General features: G+C 69.9%; 19 protein-coding genes. 10 read left to right on the forward strand and 9 right to left on the reverse strand.

The window, feature by feature from the left end; all coding sequences use genetic code 11:
* Positions 1 to 60 precede the first annotated feature (60 nt).
* A complete protein-coding gene (locus M3677_RS08015) occupies positions 61 to 786 on the forward strand; it encodes an MIP/aquaporin family protein (RefSeq protein ID WP_251155489.1) in 726 nt (241 codons plus the stop codon).
* 43 nt (positions 787 to 829) lie between these two features.
* Complete coding sequence (gene glpK / locus M3677_RS08020) at positions 830 to 2341, forward strand: glycerol kinase GlpK (protein WP_209682576.1); 1512 nt, start codon at positions 830 to 832, stop codon at positions 2339 to 2341.
* Between the two features lie 215 nt (positions 2342 to 2556).
* Here the strand turns inward: glpK and trpD are convergent, their stop codons facing one another.
* Positions 2557 to 3612, reverse strand: coding sequence for an anthranilate phosphoribosyltransferase (trpD, locus tag M3677_RS08025; RefSeq protein ID WP_209682579.1), 1056 nt, complete (start codon positions 3610 to 3612; stop codon positions 2557 to 2559).
* 70 nt (positions 3613 to 3682) lie between these two features.
* Between trpD and M3677_RS08030 the strand changes: the two genes are divergently transcribed.
* The 5 genes from M3677_RS08030 (at position 3683) to M3677_RS08050 (ending at position 9084) form a co-directional block, all read left to right on the forward strand.
* Positions 3683 to 4321, forward strand: coding sequence for a heme-copper oxidase subunit III (locus M3677_RS08030; RefSeq protein WP_058727853.1), 639 nt, complete (start codon positions 3683 to 3685; stop codon positions 4319 to 4321).
* 21 nt (positions 4322 to 4342) lie between these two features.
* Positions 4343 to 5146: a cytochrome c gene (locus M3677_RS08035; protein WP_251155487.1), complete on the forward strand. Its 804-nt coding sequence runs from the start codon at positions 4343 to 4345 to the stop codon at positions 5144 to 5146.
* 33 nt (positions 5147 to 5179) lie between these two features.
* Positions 5180 to 6247, forward strand: coding sequence for a ubiquinol-cytochrome c reductase iron-sulfur subunit (locus M3677_RS08040; protein WP_066654314.1), 1068 nt, complete (start codon positions 5180 to 5182; stop codon positions 6245 to 6247).
* Positions 6247 to 7941: a ubiquinol-cytochrome c reductase cytochrome b subunit gene (locus M3677_RS08045; RefSeq protein WP_066654312.1), complete on the forward strand. Its 1695-nt coding sequence runs from the start codon at positions 6247 to 6249 to the stop codon at positions 7939 to 7941. Before M3677_RS08040 ends, M3677_RS08045 begins: the two co-directional genes overlap by 1 nt.
* Positions 7942 to 8124: 183 nt before the next feature.
* Positions 8125 to 9084 carry a phosphodiesterase gene (locus M3677_RS08050; RefSeq protein ID WP_251160218.1) on the forward strand — a complete coding sequence of 320 codons (960 nt, stop codon included), beginning with the start codon at positions 8125 to 8127 and terminating at the stop codon, positions 9082 to 9084.
* Between the two features lie 307 nt (positions 9085 to 9391).
* On the opposite strand, the gene M3677_RS08055 is transcribed toward M3677_RS08050, so the two are convergent.
* The 4 genes from M3677_RS08055 to M3677_RS08070 form a co-directional block, all read right to left on the reverse strand.
* Complete coding sequence (locus tag M3677_RS08055; protein ID WP_081984855.1) at positions 9392 to 10945, reverse strand: stealth conserved region 3 domain-containing protein; 1554 nt, start codon at positions 10943 to 10945, stop codon at positions 9392 to 9394.
* Positions 10946 to 11031: 86 nt separating this feature from the next.
* A complete protein-coding gene (locus M3677_RS08060) occupies positions 11032 to 11475 on the reverse strand; it encodes a DUF6804 family protein (protein WP_235426328.1) in 444 nt (147 codons plus the stop codon).
* Entirely contained in the window at positions 11475 to 12059 is a 585-nt protein-coding gene (locus M3677_RS08065; protein WP_209682587.1) for a GDSL-type esterase/lipase family protein, read from the reverse strand. The genes M3677_RS08060 and M3677_RS08065 overlap by 1 nt, the downstream gene beginning before the upstream one ends.
* Complete coding sequence (locus tag M3677_RS08070; RefSeq protein WP_251160219.1) at positions 12056 to 13588, reverse strand: SDR family oxidoreductase; 1533 nt, start codon at positions 13586 to 13588, stop codon at positions 12056 to 12058. The genes M3677_RS08065 and M3677_RS08070 overlap by 4 nt, the downstream gene beginning before the upstream one ends.
* Positions 13589 to 13696: 108 nt before the next feature.
* On the opposite strand from M3677_RS08070, the gene deoC reads away from it, so the two are divergent.
* The 3 genes from deoC to M3677_RS08085 all read left to right on the forward strand — a co-directional run bounded on the left by deoC (position 13697) and on the right by M3677_RS08085 (position 16302).
* On the forward strand, positions 13697 to 14392 hold the full coding sequence (gene deoC / locus M3677_RS08075; RefSeq protein WP_251160288.1) for a deoxyribose-phosphate aldolase: 696 nt from the start codon (positions 13697 to 13699) through the stop codon (positions 14390 to 14392).
* A gap of 199 nt (positions 14393 to 14591) precedes the next feature.
* Positions 14592 to 15551: an ROK family protein gene (locus M3677_RS08080; protein WP_066654306.1), complete on the forward strand. Its 960-nt coding sequence runs from the start codon at positions 14592 to 14594 to the stop codon at positions 15549 to 15551.
* A 172-nt stretch (positions 15552 to 15723) separates the two neighbouring features.
* Complete coding sequence (locus tag M3677_RS08085) at positions 15724 to 16302, forward strand: type IV toxin-antitoxin system AbiEi family antitoxin (RefSeq protein WP_251160220.1); 579 nt, start codon at positions 15724 to 15726, stop codon at positions 16300 to 16302.
* On the opposite strand, the gene M3677_RS08090 is transcribed toward M3677_RS08085, so the two are convergent.
* Genes M3677_RS08090 through secD form a run of 4 tightly spaced genes read right to left on the reverse strand, consistent with a single transcriptional unit; the run spans position 16289 to position 21806 of the window.
* A complete protein-coding gene (locus M3677_RS08090) occupies positions 16289 to 18631 on the reverse strand; it encodes a bifunctional (p)ppGpp synthetase/guanosine-3',5'-bis(diphosphate) 3'-pyrophosphohydrolase (protein ID WP_235426327.1) in 2343 nt (780 codons plus the stop codon). The two genes, M3677_RS08085 and M3677_RS08090, sit on opposite strands and share 14 nt — an antisense overlap.
* 57 nt (positions 18632 to 18688) lie before the next feature.
* Positions 18689 to 19051, reverse strand: coding sequence for a rhodanese-like domain-containing protein (locus M3677_RS08095; protein ID WP_081984848.1), 363 nt, complete (start codon positions 19049 to 19051; stop codon positions 18689 to 18691).
* Positions 19051 to 20055, reverse strand: a complete 1005-nt coding sequence (gene secF, locus M3677_RS08100; protein ID WP_066654302.1) for a protein translocase subunit SecF — start codon at positions 20053 to 20055, stop codon at positions 19051 to 19053. The genes M3677_RS08095 and secF overlap by 1 nt, the downstream gene beginning before the upstream one ends.
* Positions 20055 to 21806, reverse strand: coding sequence for a protein translocase subunit SecD (gene secD / locus M3677_RS08105; RefSeq protein ID WP_209682595.1), 1752 nt, complete (start codon positions 21804 to 21806; stop codon positions 20055 to 20057). Before secD ends, secF begins: the two co-directional genes overlap by 1 nt.
* Between the last annotated feature and the right edge of the window lie 63 nt (positions 21807 to 21869).

Genomic DNA, 21869 nt, shown 5'->3' on the forward strand with positions numbered 1-21869 from the left:
GACGGGGAGTGCCGGACGCAGCAGCCACCGGACCCCCACCACTCGCACTGGAGGTCACCGATGGACGGCATCGGCGTCAATTTCATGTCAGAGCTCGTCGGTACGGCGTTGCTCATCATCCTCGGTGGCGGTGTCGTCGCCGCCGTCTCGCTGACGAAGTCCAAGGGCTTCGGCGCCGGCTTCCTCATGGTCACGATCGGTTGGGGCTTCGCGGTCTTCGCCGGCGTCACCGTGTCGTACAGCTCCGGTGGTCAGCTCAACCCCGCCGTGAGCCTCGGCCTCGCCCTGCTGGGCAAGATCACCGTCGGCGAGATGTTCCTCTACTGGATCGCCCAGCTCATCGGCGCGATCATCGGTGCCGTCATCGTCTGGCTGGCGTACAAGCAGCACTTCGACGAGGAGCCCGACGCGGCCGCCAAGCTCGGTGTCTTCTCGACCGGCCCGGCCATCCGCAGCTACGGCTGGAACGTCGTCACCGAGGTCATCGGCACCTTCGTGCTCGTGTTCGTCGTGCTCGCCTTCACCAACGGCAAGACCCCGGCCGAGCTCGGTGCCGTCCCCGTCGCCTTCCTCGTGATCGCGATCGGTGTCTCGCTCGGTGGCCCCACCGGCTACGCCATCAACCCGGCGCGTGACCTCGGCCCGCGCATCGCCCACGCGATCCTCCCGATCAAGGGCAAGGGTTCCAGCGACTGGTCCTACGCCTGGGTCCCGGTCGTCGGCCCGCTCGTCGGTGGTGCCCTCGCCGCCGGTGCCTCGACCTTCCTGCTCCCCGTCGTCTCCTGACGACCACCCGTCCACCACACCGAACGCAACCCAAGGAGAACCCATGGCCGACTACATCGTCGCCATCGACCAGGGCACGACCTCGACGCGCGCCATCGTCTTCGACCACTCCGGCTCGATCAAGTCGGTCGGCCAGAAGGAGCACGAGCAGATCTTCCCGCGTGCCGGTTGGGTCGAGCACGACCCGGCGGAGATCTGGGACAACGTCCGCGAGGTCATCGGCCAGGCCCTGTCCCGCGCCGACATCACCCGCCACGACGTCGCGGCGGTCGGCATCACCAACCAGCGCGAGACCGCCGTGGTCTGGGACAAGAACACCGGCAAGGCCGTCTACAACGCCATCGTCTGGCAGGACACCCGCACGCAGTCGATCGTCGACGAGCTCGCCGACGGTGACACCGACCGCTACAAGGCGATCGTCGGCCTGCCCCTCGCCACGTACTTCGCCGGCACCAAGATCGCCTGGATCCTCGACAACGTCGAGGGTGCGCGCGAGAAGGCCGAGGCGGGCGACCTGCTCTTCGGCACCACCGACACCTGGGTCCTCTGGAACCTGACGGGTGGCACCGACGGCGGCGTCCACAAGACCGACGTCACGAACGCGTCCCGCACGCTGTTCATGGACCTCGAGACGCTCCAGTGGCGCGACGACATCCTGGCCGACTTCGGGGTGCCGAAGTCGATGCTCCCGGAGATCGTCAGCTCCTCCGAGGTCTACGGCCACGTCGAGTCCTCCAGCCTGCTCCGCGAGGTCCCGATCGCCGGCATCCTCGGCGACCAGCAGGCCGCGACCTTCGGTCAGGCCGCGTTCGACCAGGGCGAGTCGAAGAACACCTACGGCACCGGCAACTTCCTCATCTTCAACACGGGCACGGAGATCGTCCGGTCGGAGAACGGGCTGCTCACCACGGTCGGCTACAAGCTCGGCGACCAGGAGACGCACTACGCCCTCGAGGGGTCGATCGCCGTCACGGGCTCGCTCATCCAGTGGCTCCGCGACAACCTCGGCATCATCGGCAGCGCCCCGGAGGTCGAGGCCCTCGCCAAGACCGTCGAGGACAACGGCGGCGTGTACTTCGTCCCGGCGTTCTCGGGCCTGTTCGCGCCGTACTGGCGACCGGATGCCCGCGGTGCCCTGGTCGGCCTGACCCGCTACGTCAACAAGGGGCACATCGCGCGTGCCGCCCTCGAAGCGACGGCGCTGCAGACCCGCGAGGTCCTCGACGCCGTGAACGCGGACTCCGGCGTGGACCTGACCGAGCTCAAGGTCGACGGTGGCATGACGGCCAACGACGCGCTCATGCAGTTCCAGGCGGACATCCTCAACGTGCCGGTCGTCCGTCCGGTCGTCGCGGAGACCACCGCCCTCGGAGCCGCGTACGCCGCCGGTCTGGCCGTCGGGTTCTGGGCGAACCTCGACGAGCTCCGCGCCAACTGGCAGGAGGACCGGCGCTGGGAGCCGCAGCTCGACGACGCCGAGCGCGACCGCCAGCTCCGCCTGTGGAAGAAGGCCGTCACGAAGACCTTCGACTGGGTCGACGAGGACGTGCGCTGACGCACTGACGAGGTGACCGCACGGAGGCGCGGTGCCGGTCCCACGGGCCGGTGCCGCGCCTCCAGGCCGTTGCGGTGGTGCGTCCGGAGCGGCGTCCTCGTGTCCGTCTGCTCGCCACGGGACGCCGCCCGTACGACGAGACGCCCCCGGATCCGGGGGCGTCTCGTCGTCTCCGGTGCGGCTCGCGCCGACGCCGGCGTCCCGCGCGGGGCTGCTCAGGCCGCCGGCGCGGCGCCGACCCAGTCGGCGAGCTTCCGCGCGGCGGCGCCGGAGTCGACGGCCCCGGCTGCGACGGCGAGCTGCTCGCGGAAGCGCTGCAGGATCGGTCGGTCCGCCTGCTCGGGGTCCTCGGCGAGGCGGAAGGACACCAGGCCGGCGGCGGCGTTGAGCAGCACGATGTCGCGGACCGGACCGGTCTCCCCCGCCAGCACGCGGTGCACGACGGCGGCGTTGTGCTCCGGGTCGCCGCCGAGCAGGTCCTCGGTTCGCGCGCGGGCGATCCCGAGGTCGCGCGGGTCGAGGTCGTGCTCGGTGACGCGGCCGCCCGTGACCTCCCAGATGTGGGAGTGGCCCGTCGTGGTCAGCTCGTCGAGGCCGTCGTCGCCGCGGAACACGAGCGCCGTCGCGCCACGGGTCTGGAAGACGCCCGTGATGATCGGGACGAGCTCGAGCTGTGCGACGCCCACGGCGTTCGCCTCGCACCGTGCCGGGTTCACCAGCGGGCCGAGGAAGTTGAAGACCGTCGGCACCCCGATCTCGCGCCGCACCGGTGCCGCGTGCGCGAAGCCGGGGTGGAACGCGCTCGCGAACGCGAACGTCAGACCGACACGCCGGAAGGTGTCCGCGACACGCGCGGCGTCCATCGTGAGGTCGAGTCCGAGCGCGGCGAGCACGTCGCTCGAGCCGGACTTCGACGAGCTCGCGCGGTTGCCGTGCTTGACGACCGGCACGCCCGCGGCCGCGATGACGATCGCGGCCATCGTCGAGACGTTGACGGTGCCGACGACGTCGCCGCCGGTGCCCACGATGTCGAGCGCCATCGGGTCGACGTCCAGCGGGACGGCGGCGTCGAGGATGGCGTCGCGGAAGCCCACGACCTCGTCGACGGTCTCCCCCTTGGCGCGGAGCGCGACCGCGAAGGCCGCGATCTGTGCGGCGGTCGCACGTCCCTGGACGATCTCCTCCATGGCCCACGTGGACTGCCTGATCGAGAGGTCCTCGTGCGCCATGAGCGCGCTGATCACTGCAGGCCAGGAGAGTGCGTGGGACATGGCTCGATCGTACTGAGTTCGAACGACCCGCCAGTGTCCTGCGAAAACACTGTCAGTGGTTTCGGCCATAATGGAGGACGTGACTAGCACCCCTCTCTCCAGATCCGCCAGCGGTCCGGTCCTGAACAGGCCGAACGCCGTTGCCGTGGGGACGATCGTGTGGCTGGGCAGCGAGGTCATGTTCTTCGCCGGCCTGTTCGCGATCTACTTCACCCTGCGCAGCACCTCGCCCGAGCTCTGGGCGACCGAGACCGCCAAGCTCGAGGTGCCGTTCGCCTCGGTGAACACGATCATCCTGGTGCTGTCCAGCTTCGCCTGCCAGTTCGCGGTGTTCGCCGCGGAGCGCTTCCAGGTGCACCGCACGAGCTGGAACCCGAAGGACTGGGGCATGACGGAGTGGTTCTTCGTCACGTACTGCATGGGCGCGATCTTCGTCTGCGGCCAGATCTTCGAGTACGCGAACCTCTGGCACGAGGGCGTGACGCTCTCGTCGAGCGCCTACGGCTCCGCGTTCTACATGACCACCGGCTTCCACGGCCTGCACGTCACGGGTGGTCTCATCGCCTTCCTCCTGACCCTCGGCCGCGGCTTCGCCGCCAAGAACTTCGGGCACAAGGAGGCGACCACCGCGATCGTCGTGTCGTACTACTGGCACTTCGTCGACGTGGTCTGGATCGGCCTCTTCGCTGTCATCTACCTTCTCAAGTAGGAACTGGACACCCCCCACCGCATGTTCACCAGAAGCAAGTCCAAGAAGGGCCGCCGTTCCCCGATGGCGACCGTCTCGCTCATCGTCGTCGGTCTCATGACCACCGGCGGTGCGTACGCGCTGTTCAGCTCGACGGCCAACGCCGACGACAGCACCACCTCCGCGGTGTCCAGCCAGTCCAAGGTCAACGAGGGCGAGAAGCTCTTCGCCTCGAACTGCGCCACCTGCCACGGTCTCGACGCGCAGGGCACCGGCGAGGGTCCGTCCCTCATCGGTGTCGGTGCCGCGTCGGTCGACTTCCAGGTCGGGACCGGTCGCATGCCGATGGCCGCGCAGGGCCCCCAGGCCGAGGAGAAGCCCGCCCAGTTCACGGACGAGCAGATCGACGCGATGGGCGCCTACGTCGCGTCGCTCGGCCCCGGCCCGTCGATCCCCTCCTCCGACCTCACGAACGGTGGCGGTGACGCTGCCGAGGGTGCCGAGCTCTTCCGCATCAACTGCGCGATGTGCCACAACGTGGCCGGCGCCGGTGGTGCGCTGACCGAGGGCAAGTACGCCCCGAACCTGCAGTCGGTCTCCGGCAAGCACATCTACGAGGCCATGGTCACGGGCCCGCAGAACATGCCGGTCTTCAACGACCTCAACCTGACGCCGGAGCAGAAGGCCGACATCATCACGTACCTCAAGTACGTGCAGGACAACAAGTCCCCGGGCGGGTTCGCCCTCGGCTCCCTCGGCCCGGTGGCAGAGGGTCTGTTCATCTGGATCTTCGGACTCGGCGCGGTCGTCGCGATGACCGTCTGGCTGACCGCGAAGTCCAACTGATCGTCCGTGTCGAACGACACTGAAGGGAACACCATGGCAGAGCACGACGACGAGGCAGTGAACTCGTCCTCGGCTGTCGAGAAGCACGGCGCGACCAGCACGTCGGCCGGGATCGCGGTCGTCCCCGCGGACCCGTTCGAGAACCCGGGTGAGCCGCCGCACCGCGCGCGCCGCACCGATGTCGACCCGAAGAAGCAGCGTCTGGCCGAGCGTCAGGTCGCCACGTTCTTCTACCTGTCCATCGTGGGCAGCGTCCTCGCGATCGCCGCGTACATCGCCTTCCCGATCGACCCCGAGGACTTCGGGACGGTCCGTGCCGGCAACCTCTGGCTCGGTCTGGCGATCGCCCTGGCCCTGCTCGCGCTGGGCCTCGGCGCCGTCTACTGGTCGAAGTCGCTCGTCGTGGACCGCGAGATCACGGAACTGCGTCACAGCACCCGTGGCACCGACGCGACCCGTGCCAAGGCGGTCGAGGCGTTCCAGCTCGCCGACAAGGAGTCCGGGTTCAGCCGTCGCAAGCTGATCCGCAACTCGATGATCGGTGCCCTGGTGGCCTTCCCGCTGCCCGGTGTCGTCCTCGTCCGTGACTTCGCCCCGGCGGAGGACCCGAACGAGCTCCTGCGCCACACCTTCTGGAAGTCCGGCATGCGCCTGACGAAGGACCCGACGGGTCTGCCGATCAAGGCGTCGGACGTCACCATCGGTTCGGTCTTCCACGTCATCCCGGACGGCATGCTCGACTCCGAGCACATGCTCGAGGAGAAGGCCAAGGCCTCCGTCCTCCTCATGCGTCTCGACCCGAAGGACCTCAACCCCTCCGCGGGGCACGAGGACTGGGGCTACGACGGCATCGTCGCCTACTCCAAGATCTGCACCCACGTCGGGTGCCCGGTCGCGCTCTACGAGCAGCAGACGCACCACCTGCTGTGCCCGTGCCACCAGTCGACGTTCGACGTCTCGAACAACTGCGAGGTCATCTTCGGCCCGGCTGCACGTCCCCTCCCCCAACTTCCGATCGCGATCGACGACGACGGCTACCTGGTCGCACAGAGCGACTTCCACGAGCCGGTCGGACCGTCCTTCTGGGAGCGTGAACGCTGATGACCAGCACCACCACCACGAGCGCGCCGGCCACGGCCACACGGCCCGAGCCGACGCGCGGGTCCCGACTCATCGGGGCCACCGCCAACTACATCGACGAGCGCACGAGCATCTCGGGCCTGGTGAAGGAGGTCGGGCGCAAGATCTTCCCCGACCACTGGAGCTTCATGCTCGGCGAGGTCGCGCTGTACAGCTTCGTCGTCGTCCTGCTGTCGGGGACCTTCCTGACGTTCTTCTTCCAGGCGTCGATGACCGAGGTCGTCTACAACGGCTCGTACGTCCCGCTCAAGGGCGTCGAGATGTCGACCGCGCTGCAGTCCACGCTGAACATCTCCTTCGACATCCGCGGTGGTCTGTTCGTCCGACAGATCCACCACTGGGCCGCCCTGCTGTTCGTCGCCTCGGTGATGCTGCACATGGCCCGCGTGTTCTTCACCGGTGCATTCCGCAAGCCGCGTGAGCTCAACTGGGTCTTCGGCTTCGTGCTCTGGGTCCTGGCCATGGCCGAGGGCTTCACCGGCTACTCGCTCCCCGACGACCTGCTCTCCGGCAACGGCCTGCGCATCATCGTCGGCATGATCGAGGGCGTCCCGGTGATCGGCGTGTGGATCGCCTACCTGCTGTTCGGTGGCGAGTTCCCGGGCACGGACATCGTCGGCCGCCTCTACACGCTGCACATCCTGCTGCTCCCGGCGATCCTCGTCGCGGTGCTCGGTGTCCACCTCGTGCTCGTCGTCATCAACAAGCACACGCAGTTCGCGGGCCCCGGCAAGACCAACGAGAACGTCGTCGGCGTCCCGATCCTCCCGGCGTTCGCCGCGAAGGCCGGTGGCTTCTTCTTCATCGTCGCGGGCATCCTCGCCCTCATCGCGTCGCTGTTCACGATCAACCCGATCTGGAACTACGGCCCGTACGACCCCTCCCCCGTGTCCGCCGGTACCCAGCCCGACTGGTACATCGGCTTCGCGGACGGTGCGCTCCGTCTGGTGCCGCCGCACTGGGAGGTCGTGTGGTTCGGCTACACGGTGTCGTTCAACATCCTCGTCCCGATCGCCGTCCTCATGGCGCTCATCATCGCGATGTTCGCCTACCCGTTCCTCGAGGCGTGGGTCACGGGCGACAAGCGTGAGCACCACCTGGCCGACCGTCCGCGCAACGCTCCGACCCGTACCGCCTTCGGTGCCGCGGGCATCACGCTCTACGCGTCGCTCTGGGCCGCTGCCTCGTCGGACATCATCGCGACGCACTTCATGGTGTCGATCGAGCACGTGATCCACGTCATCCAGGCCACGACGGTCCTCGGTCCGTTCGTCGCCTTCTGGATCACGAAGCGGGTCTGCCTGGCGCTGCAGAAGAAGGACCGCGAGATCGTCCTGCACGGCTACGAGTCGGGTCGCATCGTCCGGCTCCCGCACGGCGAGTACATCGAGGTGCACGAGCAGCTCGACGAGTACGAGCGCTGGAAGCTCCTGCAGTTCAACGAGTACAAGCCGCTCATGGTCCGTCCGGACGCCAAGGGTCGGATCACCGGTGTGCAGAAGGTCCGTGCGAACCTGTCCCGCTTCTTCTTCGAGGACCGCATCGCGCCGGTCACGAAGGCCGAGCTCGAGGCAGCGCACGCCGCGCACCACGGCCCGGAGCTGGAGGGCGACCACCAGGCCCAGGCTCCCGCGCTGGGCGCAGGCAACCACTAGGTTCCTCGGCAAGAACGAACGAGCCCCTCGACCACACCGTGGTCGGGGGGCTCGTTCGTTCGCCTGTTCTGGTGCAGACTCGCCACTCCCGGTTCACCGTGCATTCAGAGTGGCGTGCTGGACTCGTCATCGACGGTGTGGCAACGTGTTGCACCACGCATCCGCCAACGGAACGAGAGACCGATGGACAGCCGGACGGCCGAACACCCCAGGCCGAACCACTTCCTCCTCCACCTCAGCGACACCCACCTCGTGGCGGGTGACGGCGCGCTCTACGGCGACGTCGACTCCGCAGCACGGCTCTCGGCGATCGTCGCCGACATCGAGGCCTCCGGCACCCACCCGGAGGCCATCGTCGTCACCGGCGACGTCGCCGACAAGGGCGAAGCCGGTGCCTACGTCCGGATCCGCGACATCGTCGAGCCGGCTGCCCGCCGGATCGGCGCGCAGGTCATCTGGGCCATGGGGAACCACGACGAGCGCGGGGCCTTCCGCCAGGAGCTCTTCGGGCTGCAGCCGACCGATCGTCCGGTCGACTTCGTCTACGACGTGAACGGCCTCCGCGTGATCACCCTCGACACGAGCGTGCCGGGGGCACACCACGGCGAGGTCTCCCCCGCGCAGCTCGACTGGCTCGCCGAGGTGCTGTCCGAGGCGGCGCCGCACGGCACGATCCTCGCCATGCACCACCCACCCGTGCCGAGCGTGCAGGACCTCGCCGTCCTCGTCGAACTGCGCGACCAGGCGGCCCTCGCGGAGGTGGTCGAGGGGTCGGACGTCATCTCGATCATCGCCGGACACCTGCACTACTCGACGAGCGCCGTGTTCGCGGGCGTGCCCGTGTCCGTTGCGAGTGCCACCTGTTACACGCAGGACCTCACGGAGTACCAGGGCGGTACACGGGGGCAGGACGGCGCGCAGTCGTTCAACCTCGTCCACGTGTACGGGAACAACGTCGTGCACTCGGTGGTGCCGATCGGCCACTACTCCACGGTCGGCGAACCGGTGTCGTCGGAGCAGACGGAGGCGCGTCTCGCGGCGGCCGGCATCGCCATCGCCCCGGCCGTCGAGCCGGCGCCCGTCACCTCGAGCATCCCGGTGTTCACCCTCGACACGGTGCCCACCTCCCCCGTCCGCCGCTGACGGCTGTCCGTCCTCGACGGCTGTCCGTCATTGACGGCCGTCCGCCGATGACGGCCTGACGTCGCTGCAGGCCGCACACCGCCATGCGGGTGACGTCCCTGTGGGACGCGCGCCGAGCCTCCCGTCCGTCGCTGAGGCCACTCCTGCCCGCCGAGCGAGCACGACATGCCGCGCGCCGGTCGTCCGGCGGGCACGACTCGTCGCGCCAGCGCGCTGAGCGCGACAGGAAAGACCCGCTCGCTCGGCGGCGCCAGGGCTGGCCCGCTCGCCGCCACGAGGGAGACCGGGCCGGACGGTCCGCTGGGGGCTACTGCGCGTCCTGCTCCCACGGCGCCGGGAACGGGAAGTACTTCTCGAGGAAGTCCGTCACGCGCCGGGTGCGCTCGTCATCGGAGACCTCCGGGAAGCTCCCGTCGTTCAGGCAGAAGAAGTCGACGTTCCGCTTCTTGAGCAGGTCCTCCAGCGCCTTCAGCCCGGACTGCATGGTCGTGTCGACGTAGCGCACCGGAGCGTTCTCCTGCACGATCGCCCGACCGGTGAGCAGCGCGTAGTAGTGGTACAGGGAGTTCGTTACGGAGATGTTCTCGGCCGCGCGGAACCGCGATGCCATCGTCGCGCGGAACTCGTCCGCGAACTCGTGCTCCATCTCGGTCATGATCGAGGCGCGCAGCGGTGTGGGCGCGTGCTCGAGGTGCCGTGTGGTCACCGCGCCGAAGCGCTGCTGCAGCAGGCGACGGTTGACGCGGGCGGAGTTCTCGAACCCGCTCCGTGCCGGGTTGTTCGTCCCGAGCCCGATGCGGGTGGTCGCGAGGATGAACTTCGAGACCGACCCCGGGCTGAAGAACACCGACGGCTCGACCATCCGTCCGAAGAACATGTCGTCGTTCGAGTAGATGAAGTGCTCGCTGATGCCCGGGATGTGGTGCAGCTGCGACTCGACGGCCTGCGAGTTGTGCGTCGGGAGCACCGAGGGGTCTGCGAAGAACTCCTCGCTCCGGACGATCCGGACCTTCGGGTGGTCGGCGAGCCACGCGGGCGCCGGCGAGTCCGTCGCGATGTAGATCTGGCGGATCCACGGCGCGAAGGTGTGGACGGAGCGCAGCGCGTACTTCAGCTCGTCGATCTGTCGGAAGCGCGCCGGAGCGTCGTCGCCCTCCCCCAGCACGGCGTTCGCCTGCGCGGCCTGACGTGCCCGCTGGTACTCGATCGCGTTGCCGTCGACCCACGAGAAGACGATGTCGATCGGGAACCGGATGTCCGACACGTGGTCGTCGAACATGTGCTCGACGGTGCGCCAGGTGCGGCCGTAGCGTTCGATGTCGACGAGCTCGAACTCCTCGACGGGGAGACTGCGGCGCATCAGGGCGTTCTCGACGGGGGCGAGCACCTCGGTGTCGGTCACGCGCCAGAACTCGAGCTGCACGCTCGTCTCGGCGCCGTAGCGGAGGCGTCCCATCGGCTCGAGCCGGGGTCGGAAGAGCCGGAGCACCGGCTCGTCCACCGATCCGAGACCGTCGTCGAGCACGAGCACGGCGGGCTGCCCCGGCGGCTTCGCGTAGAACGGCTCGTTGACCGCGGCGGCCATGATCGCGCTCTCGGCACGCTGCCGGTCGCGCTCGTCGACCGCGACGACCGGACGTCGGTCGTTGCCGCGGATGAGCAGGTGGTCGACGTCGCCGGCGGTGAGCGCGTCGTCGAGGAACAACAGGTCCTCGATCATCGACTGCTGGGGCGTCAGGTGCCCGTTGACCAGGGTCAGGCGTCCCTTGCGGACGACGACGTCAGGTCGGTCGAGACCGCCGGAGGACGGTCGAGGGTTCAGCAGAGGACTCTCGGTCGCCGGCTCGGTCTCGTGGCTCATCCATGCCCTTCGCATCGCGTCAGCCGGGCCCTGTGCCCGGCTCCTGCGATCCTACCGTCCGGCGGGCGCGCGCGAGCGCCGCGCGGTCACGGTCGGGAGGCGCGCCCCGAGTCCGTCTCGCGCGGCACCTTGACGGCGATGCCGGTCAGGATGAAGGCCGCGGCAGCGACGAGCTGGAGGCCCGCCCAGACCTGGCCGGGGATCGGCACGATCACGACGGGGTTCCAGCACACCGCGATCGCGGCCGTGAGCGCGACGGCCCACCAGGAGCGGCCCCGGACGGCGAAGACGAGCACGATCAGCGCGAGCACCGTCACGCCCCACCGGACGAAGACGAAGCCCGAGGAGTCGAGGACCGCGACGAAGGCGATGAGGACGACCGCGGCGAGCAGCGACGGCGCGAGTGCCGGGCGCGTGAAGGGCGGCATCCCGTCGGCCGACGCCGCGGTGGTCGCCGGGCGCTCGTCGGGGCGGTGCGTCGGCACCCCCTGCAGCGACGAGCCTGCGGGGGGCCGACCCTTCCGTGCCATCAGGCGCCGGCCTCCTCGAGGTCGATCGCCTGGATCGGACGGGACATCGGCGGCAGCCCGCGGACGCGCTCGAGCGCCGGGACGAGCTCGTCGACGACCGCGCGGTAGCCGTCGGCGGTGAGGTGCAGGCCGTCCTCGGTGTAGCGGTCGGCGAGGTGGTCGTCCTCCGCGAGGGCCGGCCAGAGGTCGAGGTACTGGGCGTGGCAGGTGGCGACGAACTGACGGAGGTGCCGGTTCGCCTCCTCGATCTTGGCGCACCAGTCGGCCTGGCGGGGCAGGATCGACACGAGCAGCAGACGGACGCCGGGGAGCTCGCGGCGGAGCGTCACCAGGATCGACTCGACGCCGCGGACGACGTGCTCGACGCTCGACCGGTGGTTCCCGAAGTCGTTCGTCCCGATGAGCAGCACGATCACCTCGGGCTGCTCGGCGATCACGGCGTCGAGTCGCGCGAGCACCCCGTCGGTGGTGTCGCCGCCGACGCCCTGGTTGCTCGTGCGCTCGCCCGGGAGCCACTGGTCCCAGGAACCCTGCTCGGTGATGCTGTCGCCCAGGAACAGGACGGTGGGGTGTTCGGTGGTCATGCTGCCTCCTCGTGTACCGGTTCCTGCGGCCCATTCTGCTGGGTCCAGTTCCGCCCCGTCGACTCCGTGTGCTGCGACTCGCGCTCGGCCGCCGCCGTGATGCGTTCGACCATGCCGGGGAAGATGATGCCGTGGAAGGGCAGGATGCCGTACCAGTACAGGCGTCCGGGCAGTCCCTGGGGGAAGTAGATCGCCCGCTGGTGGTAGTCGCTGCCGCCGTCGTCGCTCGGGGTGACCCGCATCTCGAGCCAGGCGCGTCCCGGCGACTTGAACTCGGCACGGAGCCGCAGGTAGCGCCCGCGCTCGAGCCGCTCCACCCGCCACCAGTCGAGTGCGTCGCCCTGCTCCAGCCGGTGCGGGTCGCGTCGACCGCGGTTCAGGCCGACCCCGCCGGCGACCTTGTCCATCCACCCGCGTGCCACCCACGCCAGGGGGAAGGAGTACCAGCCGTTCTCACCGCCGATCGACTCCACGACGCGCCAGACGTCGTCCGCGCTCGCGCTCGAGTGCCGCTTCCGGTCGTCGACGTAGACGGTGTGCCCGGCCCACTCCGGATCGCTCGGCAGCGGGTCCGCCGGGGTCGAGGAGAGCGTGGCGCTGCGCCAGCTCGTCTGCACCTCGCCCTTCCGCATCTTCGTCAGGGCCAGCCGGACGGCACGGCGGTAGGAGGTGAGTCCGCCCTCCGGACGCGGGACGTACCGGTCGATGTCGTGCTCGCGTTGCACGCACTCGAACTGGAGCGACTCGATGATCGGTGTCGCGAGCTTCCGCGGGATCGGCGTCACGATGTTGAACCAGTGTGCGGAGAGACCCGGGGTCAGCACGGGCAGGACGGTGAAGCGGCGCTGCGGCAGCTTCGCCTCGACCGCGTAGCCGTTCAGCATCTGCCCGTACTTGAGGACGTCGGGACCACCGATGTCGAACGTCCGGTTGACGTCGGCGGGGATGCCGAGCGCCTCGACGAGGTAGTAGAGGACGTCACGGACGGCGATCGGCTGGATGCGGTTGCGGACCCAGCGGGGTGCCGGCATCCAGGGCAGGACGTCCGTCACGTGGCGGATCATCTCGAACGAGGTGCTCCCCGAGCCGATCACGACACCGGCCTGGTAGGCGATCGTCGGCACGCCGGAGGCCAGGAGCACGTCCCCGACCTCCTTCCGGCTCCGGAGGTGCTTCGACAGCTCGCCGTCGGGGTGCAGTCCGCCCAGGTAGACGAAGCGGCGCACACCGGCGTCGTGGGCCTCGCGCGCCATCGTCTCGACGGCGTCCCGCTCGGCCTGCTCGAAGTCGCCGTCGGCACCCATCGCGTGCGCGAGGTAGTAGACGGCCTCGACGCCCTGGACGGCGGACCGGACCGCCTCGGCGTCCTGCAGGTCGCCCTCGGCGACCTCGACGTCGTCGTGCCAGGGCACGTCCTGGAGCTTCCGCGGCGTGCGGACGAAGACGCGGACGTCGTGCCCGGCCTCGAGGAGGCGGGGGACGAGTCGTCCGCCGATGTACCCGGTCGCACCGGTGACGAGGACCTGCATGGAGGGCACGGTACGCGCGTCGCCTCCGGGTAGGCTTTCCGGGTGGACAACGCAGCGATCCCCGCACACCAGGACCGGGCCGACCAGCACGAGCTCGGCGCCGACGCCGTGCGCGCCCTCATCGACCACGCGATCCTGAAGCCCGAGCTCACGCGTGCCGACGTCGATGCGCAGCTCGACGAGGCTGCGGCGCACCGGGTCTTCAGCGTCTGCGTCCGTCCGAGCGACGTCGCGCACGCCGTGGAGCGCCTGCGGGGCACCGGGGTGGGCGTCGGCACCGTGATCGGGTTCCCGCACGGCTCCACGACCACCGCCGCGAAGGTCGCCGAGTCGCTGCAGGCCCTGGCCGACGGCGCCTTCGAGCTCGACATGGTGCAGAACGTCGGCGCAGCGCGCTCCGGTGACTGGGACCGGGTCGAGCAGGACGTCCGTGCAGTCGTCGACGCCGCCGGGGACACCGTGGTGAAGGTCATCCTCGAGACCGCGTTCCTGACCGACGACGAGATCGTCGCCGCATCGCGAGCGGCCCAGCGCGCCGGCGCGGCCTTCGTGAAGACGTCGACCGGGTTCGCCGGCGGCGGCGCGACGGCCGAGCACATCCGACTGATGCGGGACGCCGTCGGTCCCGACACGGGTGTCAAGGCATCCGGCGGCGTCCGCGGCCTCGACACGCTGCTCGAGATGGTCCGCGCGGGTGCCGACCGCATCGGCACGAGCGCCTCGGCACGCATCCTCGACGAGGTCGCACACCGGGCGTCCACCGGCACCGCGTCGGCACTCGGCGACGACACCTCCTCCTACTGACGTCTCGGCCGCCCGCGCGCGCGAGCGGCCCCACCCGGGCCCGAGCGGACCGACCCGGTCCCTCCGGACCCACCCGGTCCGTCCGGACGTCCGGACCAGCAACGACCGACCCGACCACACCGCCGGGGCCGGCTCGCACCGACGCGAGGTCACGTCGTCACGGTGAGCCGGGCCTCCAGACCGCCGCATCGGAGCGCGCATGTCCAGCACCGCACCCCTGTCCCCCTCGTCCGCGATCGCGCTGGCCGTCGATCTCGGCGGCACCAAGGTCGAGGCGGCCCTCGTCACCGACCAGGGCGTCGTCCTGCCCGGCACCCGGCACCGGCAGCCCACCGGACCGTTGCGGAGTGCGGACGAGCTGCAGGCGGCGGTCGACCAGGTCGTGACGGCGACCCTCGCGACGCTGCCGGCGGACGCCCGGCTCGTCGGCGTGGGGGTCGGCGCGGCCGGTCCGGTCGACGAGGAGCACGGCCTCGTCTCGCCCCTGAACATGCCGGTGTGGCGCGGGTGGCCGCTCCGCGACCGGGTCGCGGCCCTGGTCCCCGAGGGGGTGCCGGTGACGCTCCGGATGGACGGGCTCGCGATCACCCTGGCCGAGCACTGGGTCGGTGCGGCGCAGGGCTCGGACCACGTCATGGGGATGATCGTGTCGACGGGCGTCGGCGGCGGTCTCATCCTGCACGGGCGCACGGTGAGCGGACCCACCGGCAACGCCGGACACATCGGCCACGTCGAGTGCGGCGGCTTCGACGACCCGTGCGCCTGCGGCGGTACCGGCTGCCTCGAGGCGGTCGCCAGCGGGCCGAAGACCGTCGCCTGGGCGCAGCGACAGGGCTTCGCCGGGAGCACCGGCGAGGAGCTCTCCGCCGCGTACGCGGCCGGCGACGAGATCGCGGTGGCGGCGGTCCGGCGGAGCGGGCGGGCGCTCGGACAGGCCGTCGCGGCGGCGACCAGCCTGGTGGACCTCGAGGTCGTGGCGATCGGCGGCGGCTTCTCGCACGTGACGCCGGACCTGTTCGAGTACGCCCGCGAGGCGGTGGCCGAGCGGGTCGAGTTCGGCTTCGTGACGAAGGTCCGGATCGTGCCGACCGCGCTGTCCCAGGACGGGCCGCTCATCGGGGCGGCAGCGCTCGTCCACCGCGCAGACGTGCTGCGCTGACGCGACGCGGGCACCAGGGCACCCGGGCACACGTGCCCGTTCACGGGCGCGCGCTCGTACTGGGCGCGGGGCCGCGGTCGCGGTCGCGATCACGGCTACGCACGCAGCGCCGAGGCCGACGTCCTCTCCACAGGGCCGACCGCGGTGGTCGTCCGTCCGGCAGGATGAGCGGGTGCCGACGCCCCGCCTGCTGACCAGCGACGACTGGCCGGAGACGGAGCTCCGCGCTGCGGTGCTCGCCGGCGAGCTCGTCCCCGTCGGGTGGTGCTGGGCCTCCCCCGCGGAACCGCAGACGCCCGCCCTGCGCGCCGCCGCGCACGCGTGGCGCGTGCCCGACGACCGTGTGGTGGCGAGCGGGCGGTCCGCGGCCTGGATCTGGGGTGCGACGTCGCGCCCGCCCTCGCCGGTCGAGGTGAGTGTCCCGCCGACCGTCCGCATCCGTGTCGACCCCGACGTGCGGCTGCGCGAGGTCCGGCTCCCCGCCGAGGACACCGTGCTGGTGGGCCCGATCCGGGTGACCTCGCCGGAGCGCACCGCGGTGGACCTGCTCCGCGCGCCCGGCGCGTTCGACGCGTCCGCGCACGATGCCCTGCGCGGCCTCGTGGCGATCGGGGTGGTGCGGGTCGGCGAGGTCCGGCGCCGCCTGGCAGCGCTCGGGACGATCCCCATGGTGCGGCAGGCGGCCCGGCGTCTCGACCAGGCGATCGCCGCGACACCCGATCAGGCGCCGGCCGGGGTCAGCCCGCGCTGACCCGGTACACGTCGTAGACCGCGTCGATCCGCCGCACGGCGTTCAGCACCCGGTCGAGGTGCGTCGTGTCGCCCATCTCGAACACGAACCGGCTGAGCGCCAGGCGGTCCGAGGACGTCGACACCGTCGCGGACAGGATGTTCACGTGGTGGTCGGTCAGGACGCGCGTGACGTCGCTGAGCAGCCCGGAGCGGTCGAGCGCCTCGATCTGGATCTGCACGAGGAACACCGACTTCGACGACGGGGCCCACTCGACCTCGATCATCCGGTCCGGCTCGTTCATCAGTGACTTCACGTTCGTGCACGACGCCTGGTGCACGGAGACGCCCTGACCGCGGGTGATGAAGCCCACGATCTGGTCGCCGGGCACCGGCGTGCAGCACTTCGCGAGCTTCACCAGGATGTCGGGCGCGCCGCGGACGAGCACACCGCTGTCGCTGTTCCGGAGCTGGCGGCTCGTGACCTGTCGCGGGAAGGCGAGCTCGGGCTCGTCCGTCTCGGCCTCGGTCTGCACGTTGCCGAGCACCTTCTCGATGACGGACTGCGTGGACACGTGGCCCTCGCCCACCGCCGCGTAGAGCGCGGAGACGTCGTCGTACCGCATCGACGAGGCGACCTCGGCGATGGAGTCCTGGCTCATGATGCGCTGCAGCGGGAGGTTCTGCTTGCGCATCGCCCGGGCGATCGCGTCACGGCCCTGCTCGATGGCCTCTTCGCGGCGTTCCTTGGTGAACCACTGCTTGATCTTGTTGCGGGCACGGGGGCTGCGGACGAACGTCAGCCAGTCCTGGCTCGGGCCGGAGTCCGGGTTCTTCGAGGTGAAGATCTCGACGACGTCACCGCTCGACAGCGTGCTCTCGAGCGGGACGAGGCGCCCGTTCACCTTGGCACCCATCGTGCGGTGCCCGATCTCGGTGTGGACCGCGTAGGCGAAGTCGACCGGGGTCGCACCGGCGGGCAGGCCGATGACCTTGCCCTGCGGGGTGAAGACGTACGTCTCCTTGGCGCCGATCTCGTAGCGGAGCGAATCGAGGAACTCGCCCGGATCGCTCGTCTCGGCCTGCCAGTCGGTGATGTGGGCGAGCCACGCCATGTCCTGGTCGTCGGTGGTCGAGGAGGCGTCGACGTCCCGTCCCTGGGCACGCTGCTTGTACTTCCAGTGCGCCGCGACACCGAACTCGGCACGCTGGTGCATCTCGTGCGTGCGGATCTGGATCTCCACGGCACGGCCCTGCGGTCCGAGCACCGTCGTGTGCAGGGACTGGTACAGGTTGAACTTCGGCGTCGCGATGTAGTCCTTGAAGCGACCGGGCAGCGGGGTCCACCGGGCGTGCACGGAGCCGAGCATCGCGTAGCAGTCGCGGACGGTCGGCACGAGCACGCGGATGCCGACCAGGTCGTAGATCTCGTCGAACTCGCGCCCGCGCACGATCATCTTCTGGTAGATCGAGTAGTACTGCTTCGGCCTGCCCATGACCTCGCCGCGGACCTTCGCGGCCTTCAGGTCCTTCTTGAGCGTGCCGATCACGTTCTGCACGAACTGCTCGCGCTTCGGCTGCCGTTCCTTGACCAGGCTGTCGATCTCGACGTACAGCTTCGGGTGCAGGACCGCGAACGACAGGTCCTCGAGCTCCAGCTTGATCATCTGGATGCCGAGCCGGTGCGCCAGGGGCGCGTAGATCTCGAGCGTCTCCTTGGCCTTGCGCGACGCGGACGCGGACTCCACGAAACCCCAGGTGCGCGCGTTGTGCAGGCGGTCGGCGAGCTTGATGACGAGGACGCGGATGTCCTTCGACATCGCGATGACCATCTTGCGGACGGTCTCGGCCTGCGCGCTGTCGCCGTACTTGACCTTGTCGAGCTTGGTGACACCGTCGACGAGCATCGCGATCTCGTCGCCGAAGTCCGCGCGCAGCTGGTCGAGCTGGTAGTCGGTGTCCTCGACCGTGTCGTGCAGGAGCGCCGCGGCGATCGTGATCGTGCCGATCCCGAGGTCGGCGAGGATCTGCGCGACCGCGACCGGGTGGGTGATGTACGGCTCGCCGGACTTCCGCTTCTGGCCGTCGTGGGCGCGTTCGGCCACCGAGTACGCCCGCTCGATGAGCGTGACGTCGGCCTTCGGGTGGTGCGACCGGACGGTACGGATGAGCGTGTCGACCGCCCCTGCGGGCTGCGCCCGCGAGAAGAGGCGCGGCAGCAGCGACCGCAGGGAACCGAGGTTGCCGGTGGTCGTCGCGTTCAGCGGACTGGAGGGCCGCGGCGCGGACCCGGGACGGCTCGCGCCGGGCGTGGACGCACCCTGCGACGAGGACTCACGGGTGTCCGTCATGATGCGCCTCCTGCGACCGGTGTCCGGGTACGGTCTGGCAAGCCTACGCGCGTCCGGTCAGTGCTCGTGACGCGGTTCGCCCTGGGCGTCGCCGAACGATCCGGCGCGCACGACCGGCTCGCCCGCCTGCTCCCAGGCGACCATGCCGCCGGTCAGGTTCACCGCCGGCACCCCGGACTGCTCGAGGGCGGCGACGACCCGCGCGGAGCGGGCGCCGGAGTGGCAGACGACGATGGCGGGCTGGTCACCCCCGTCGATCTCCTGCCAGCGGGCCACGAGCTCGGACATCGGGACGAGCGTCGCCTCCGGGGCGTGCACCTCGTCCCACTCCCCCTGCTCGCGCACGTCGAACAACCGCGCGCCCCCGTCGAGCCGGCGTCGGGCTTCGGCCACGTCGACGTCGTGCACCTCGACCGCCATCAGGCGACCTCGGCCGCGGCGTCGACCTCGCGCTGGCGCTTCTCGGCCGCCCGCGTCTTCTTCGCGTCGGCCTCCTTGACCTTGGGCTCGTTCTCGCGGAGGTGGGCGTACATCGGCGACGCGATGAAGATCGTCGAGTAGGTGCCGACGATGATGCCGATGAACAGTGCCAGCGAGATGTCCCGCAGGGTGCCGGCGCCGAGCACGTACGACCCGATGAAGAGGATCGCGGCGACCGGCAGCAGCGCCACGACCGAGGTGTTGATCGACCGGACGAGCGTCTGGTTCACGGCGAGGTTCACCGACTGCACGAAGGTGCGGTGCGACTCCTGCGACGTGTTCTCGCGCACCTTGTCGAACACCACGACGGTGTCGTACAGGGAGTACCCGAGGATGGTCAGGAAGCCGATGACGGCAGCGGGGGTGACCTCGAGCCCGACGATGCCGTAGACGCCGGCGGTGATGAGCAGGTCGTGCAGCAGCGCGACCATGGCGGACACGGACATCTTCCACGTGCGGAAGTAGACGGCCATCACCACGGCCGCCAGCGCGAGGAAGATGACGAGACCGCGGATCGCCTGCGCGAGCACGTCGGCTCCCCAGGTCGCGCCGATGTACGTCGAGGCGACCTGGTCGTCCGACACGCCGTAGGCCTCGGCCAGGGCGTCCTGCACCTCGCTGGTCTCGCGGTCCGTCAACTGCTCGGTCTGGACGCGGATACCGTCCTGGCCGACCTGGGAGACGCGCGGCACGCCCTCGGGGACGATCGACTCGACCGTTCGGGTGGCGACCGACTGGTCGAGGTCCTTCGCGTTCGAGATCGTGAACTCGGACCCGCCGGTGAACTCGATGCCGAGGTGGTACCCGCCGCGGAGCCACGGCACCGCCAACGAGACGACGATCGCGATGAGGGCGATCAGGTACCAGGTCTTGCGGCGCCCGACGATGTCGTACGAACGCTTCCCGGTGTAGAGGTCGCTGCCGAACTGGCTGAAGCTGGCCATCAGTCGTCCTTCCCGTCCGGCGTGGAGCCGTTGTCGCCGGAGGCCTGCTGGGCCTTCCGCTCTGCGATCGTCTGGCGGCGCTGGGCCTCGCCCGCGCTGCGCTGGCGCTTGCCGTCCACGACCGGGGCGCGGAACTGCGCCCGGCCTCGGTAGACGGCGCCGAGGGCGGACGGGTCGAGTCCGCTGAACTTGTGTCCCTCGCCGAAGAACCGGCTCCGGGCGATGAGCTGCATCATCGGGTGCGTGAAGAGCACGACCACGACGACGTCGATCAGGGTGGTGAGGAGCAGCGTGAACGCGAAGCCCTTCACGTCGCTGACGGCCAGGATGTAGAGCACGACCGCGGCGAGGAAGTTGATCGAGTCCGACGCCAGGATCGTGCGGAGGGCGCGCTTCCAGCCCGACTCGACGGCGCTCTCGAGACCACGGCCGTCGCGGAGCTCGTCACGGATGCGCTCGAAGTACACGATGAACGAGTCCGCCGTGATGCCGATGGCCACGATGAGACCGGCCACGCCCGCGAGTGACAGTCGGTAGTCGACACGCCACGACATGATCGCGATCACGAGGTAGGTCAGCACCGCCGCGACGCCGAGCGAGAGCACGGTGACGAACGCGAGCGCCCGGTACTGGATGATCGAGTAGATCACGACCAGGATCAGACCGATCAGGCCGGCGACGAGACCGCCGACGAGCTGCGCGGTGCCGAGCGTCGCCGAGATGTTCTCGTTCGACTGCACCTGGAAGTTGATGGGCAGGGCGCCGTACTTCAGCTGGTCGGCCAGGGTCTTGGACGACTCGGCGGTGAAGTTGCCGGTGATCTGCGCCTTGCCGTTCGTGATGGCCGCGTTCGAGGCGGGCGCCGTGATGACGGTGCCGTCGAGCACGATCGCGAACTGGTTCTGCGGCGCGGGGAGCTTGACGAGGCGGCTCGTGACGTCGCGGAAGTCGTCCGAGCTCTTGCCCGAGAACGTCAGGTTGACGGCCCACTGCCCGGTGGTCGCGCCCTGGGAGTCGGTGGCGAGACCCGAGGTCGCGTTGCTGATGCCCGAACCGGAGACCTCGACGGGGCCGAGGATGTACTTCGCGGCGCCGTCCTGGTCGCACGTGACGAGCGGCTCGTCGTCGGGCGCCGTCGTGACGTCGTCCGGGGCCGCGCAGTTGTAGTTCGTGTACAGGTCCTGCAGCGCCGGCGTGACCTGGGACAGGTCGCTGCCGTTGGTCGGCTTCGCGCTCGGGGTCGCGTCGAGCGATGCCGGCGGCGAGTACGGCGTCGGCGAGGCGGTCCCGCCATCGCTGCCGCCGACCGCCGTGTTCGTGGCCGCCTCGGTGTAGAGCACCGGTCGGAAGGTCAGCTTCGCAGCCGCCTCGATCCGGTCGATCGTCGCCTTGTCGGGCTTGCCGGGGATCGACACGACGATGTTGTTCGTGCCCTGCGTGTTGATCTGGGACTCGGAGACGCCGGTCGCGTTGATGCGCTGGCGGATGATGTTGACCGCCTGGTTCAACTGCTGCGAGGTGACGGAACCGCCCTCGGTGTTCTGCGCCGCGAGGGTCAGCTGCGTGCCGCCCTGCAGGTCGAGCGCCAACTCGGGGACCCAGCTCGCGCCGGCGAACCACTCGTCGGTGTCGTCCTTGCTGTTGGCGGCGAGCACCGACGCGGCGGTGTTCAGGCCGGCCAGGGCAGCCATGATGATCACCAACCAGGTGAGCGAGCGCAGCGCCTTCTTGACGGGTGTCGATCGTGCCACCGGTCGTCTCGTCTTTCTGTTCAGGACCGACGACCTCACGGCCGGCGGCAGGGGTGTGGCCGC

The organism is Curtobacterium sp. P97, assembly GCF_023712445.1.
Lineage (GTDB): Bacteria > Actinomycetota > Actinomycetes > Actinomycetales > Microbacteriaceae > Curtobacterium.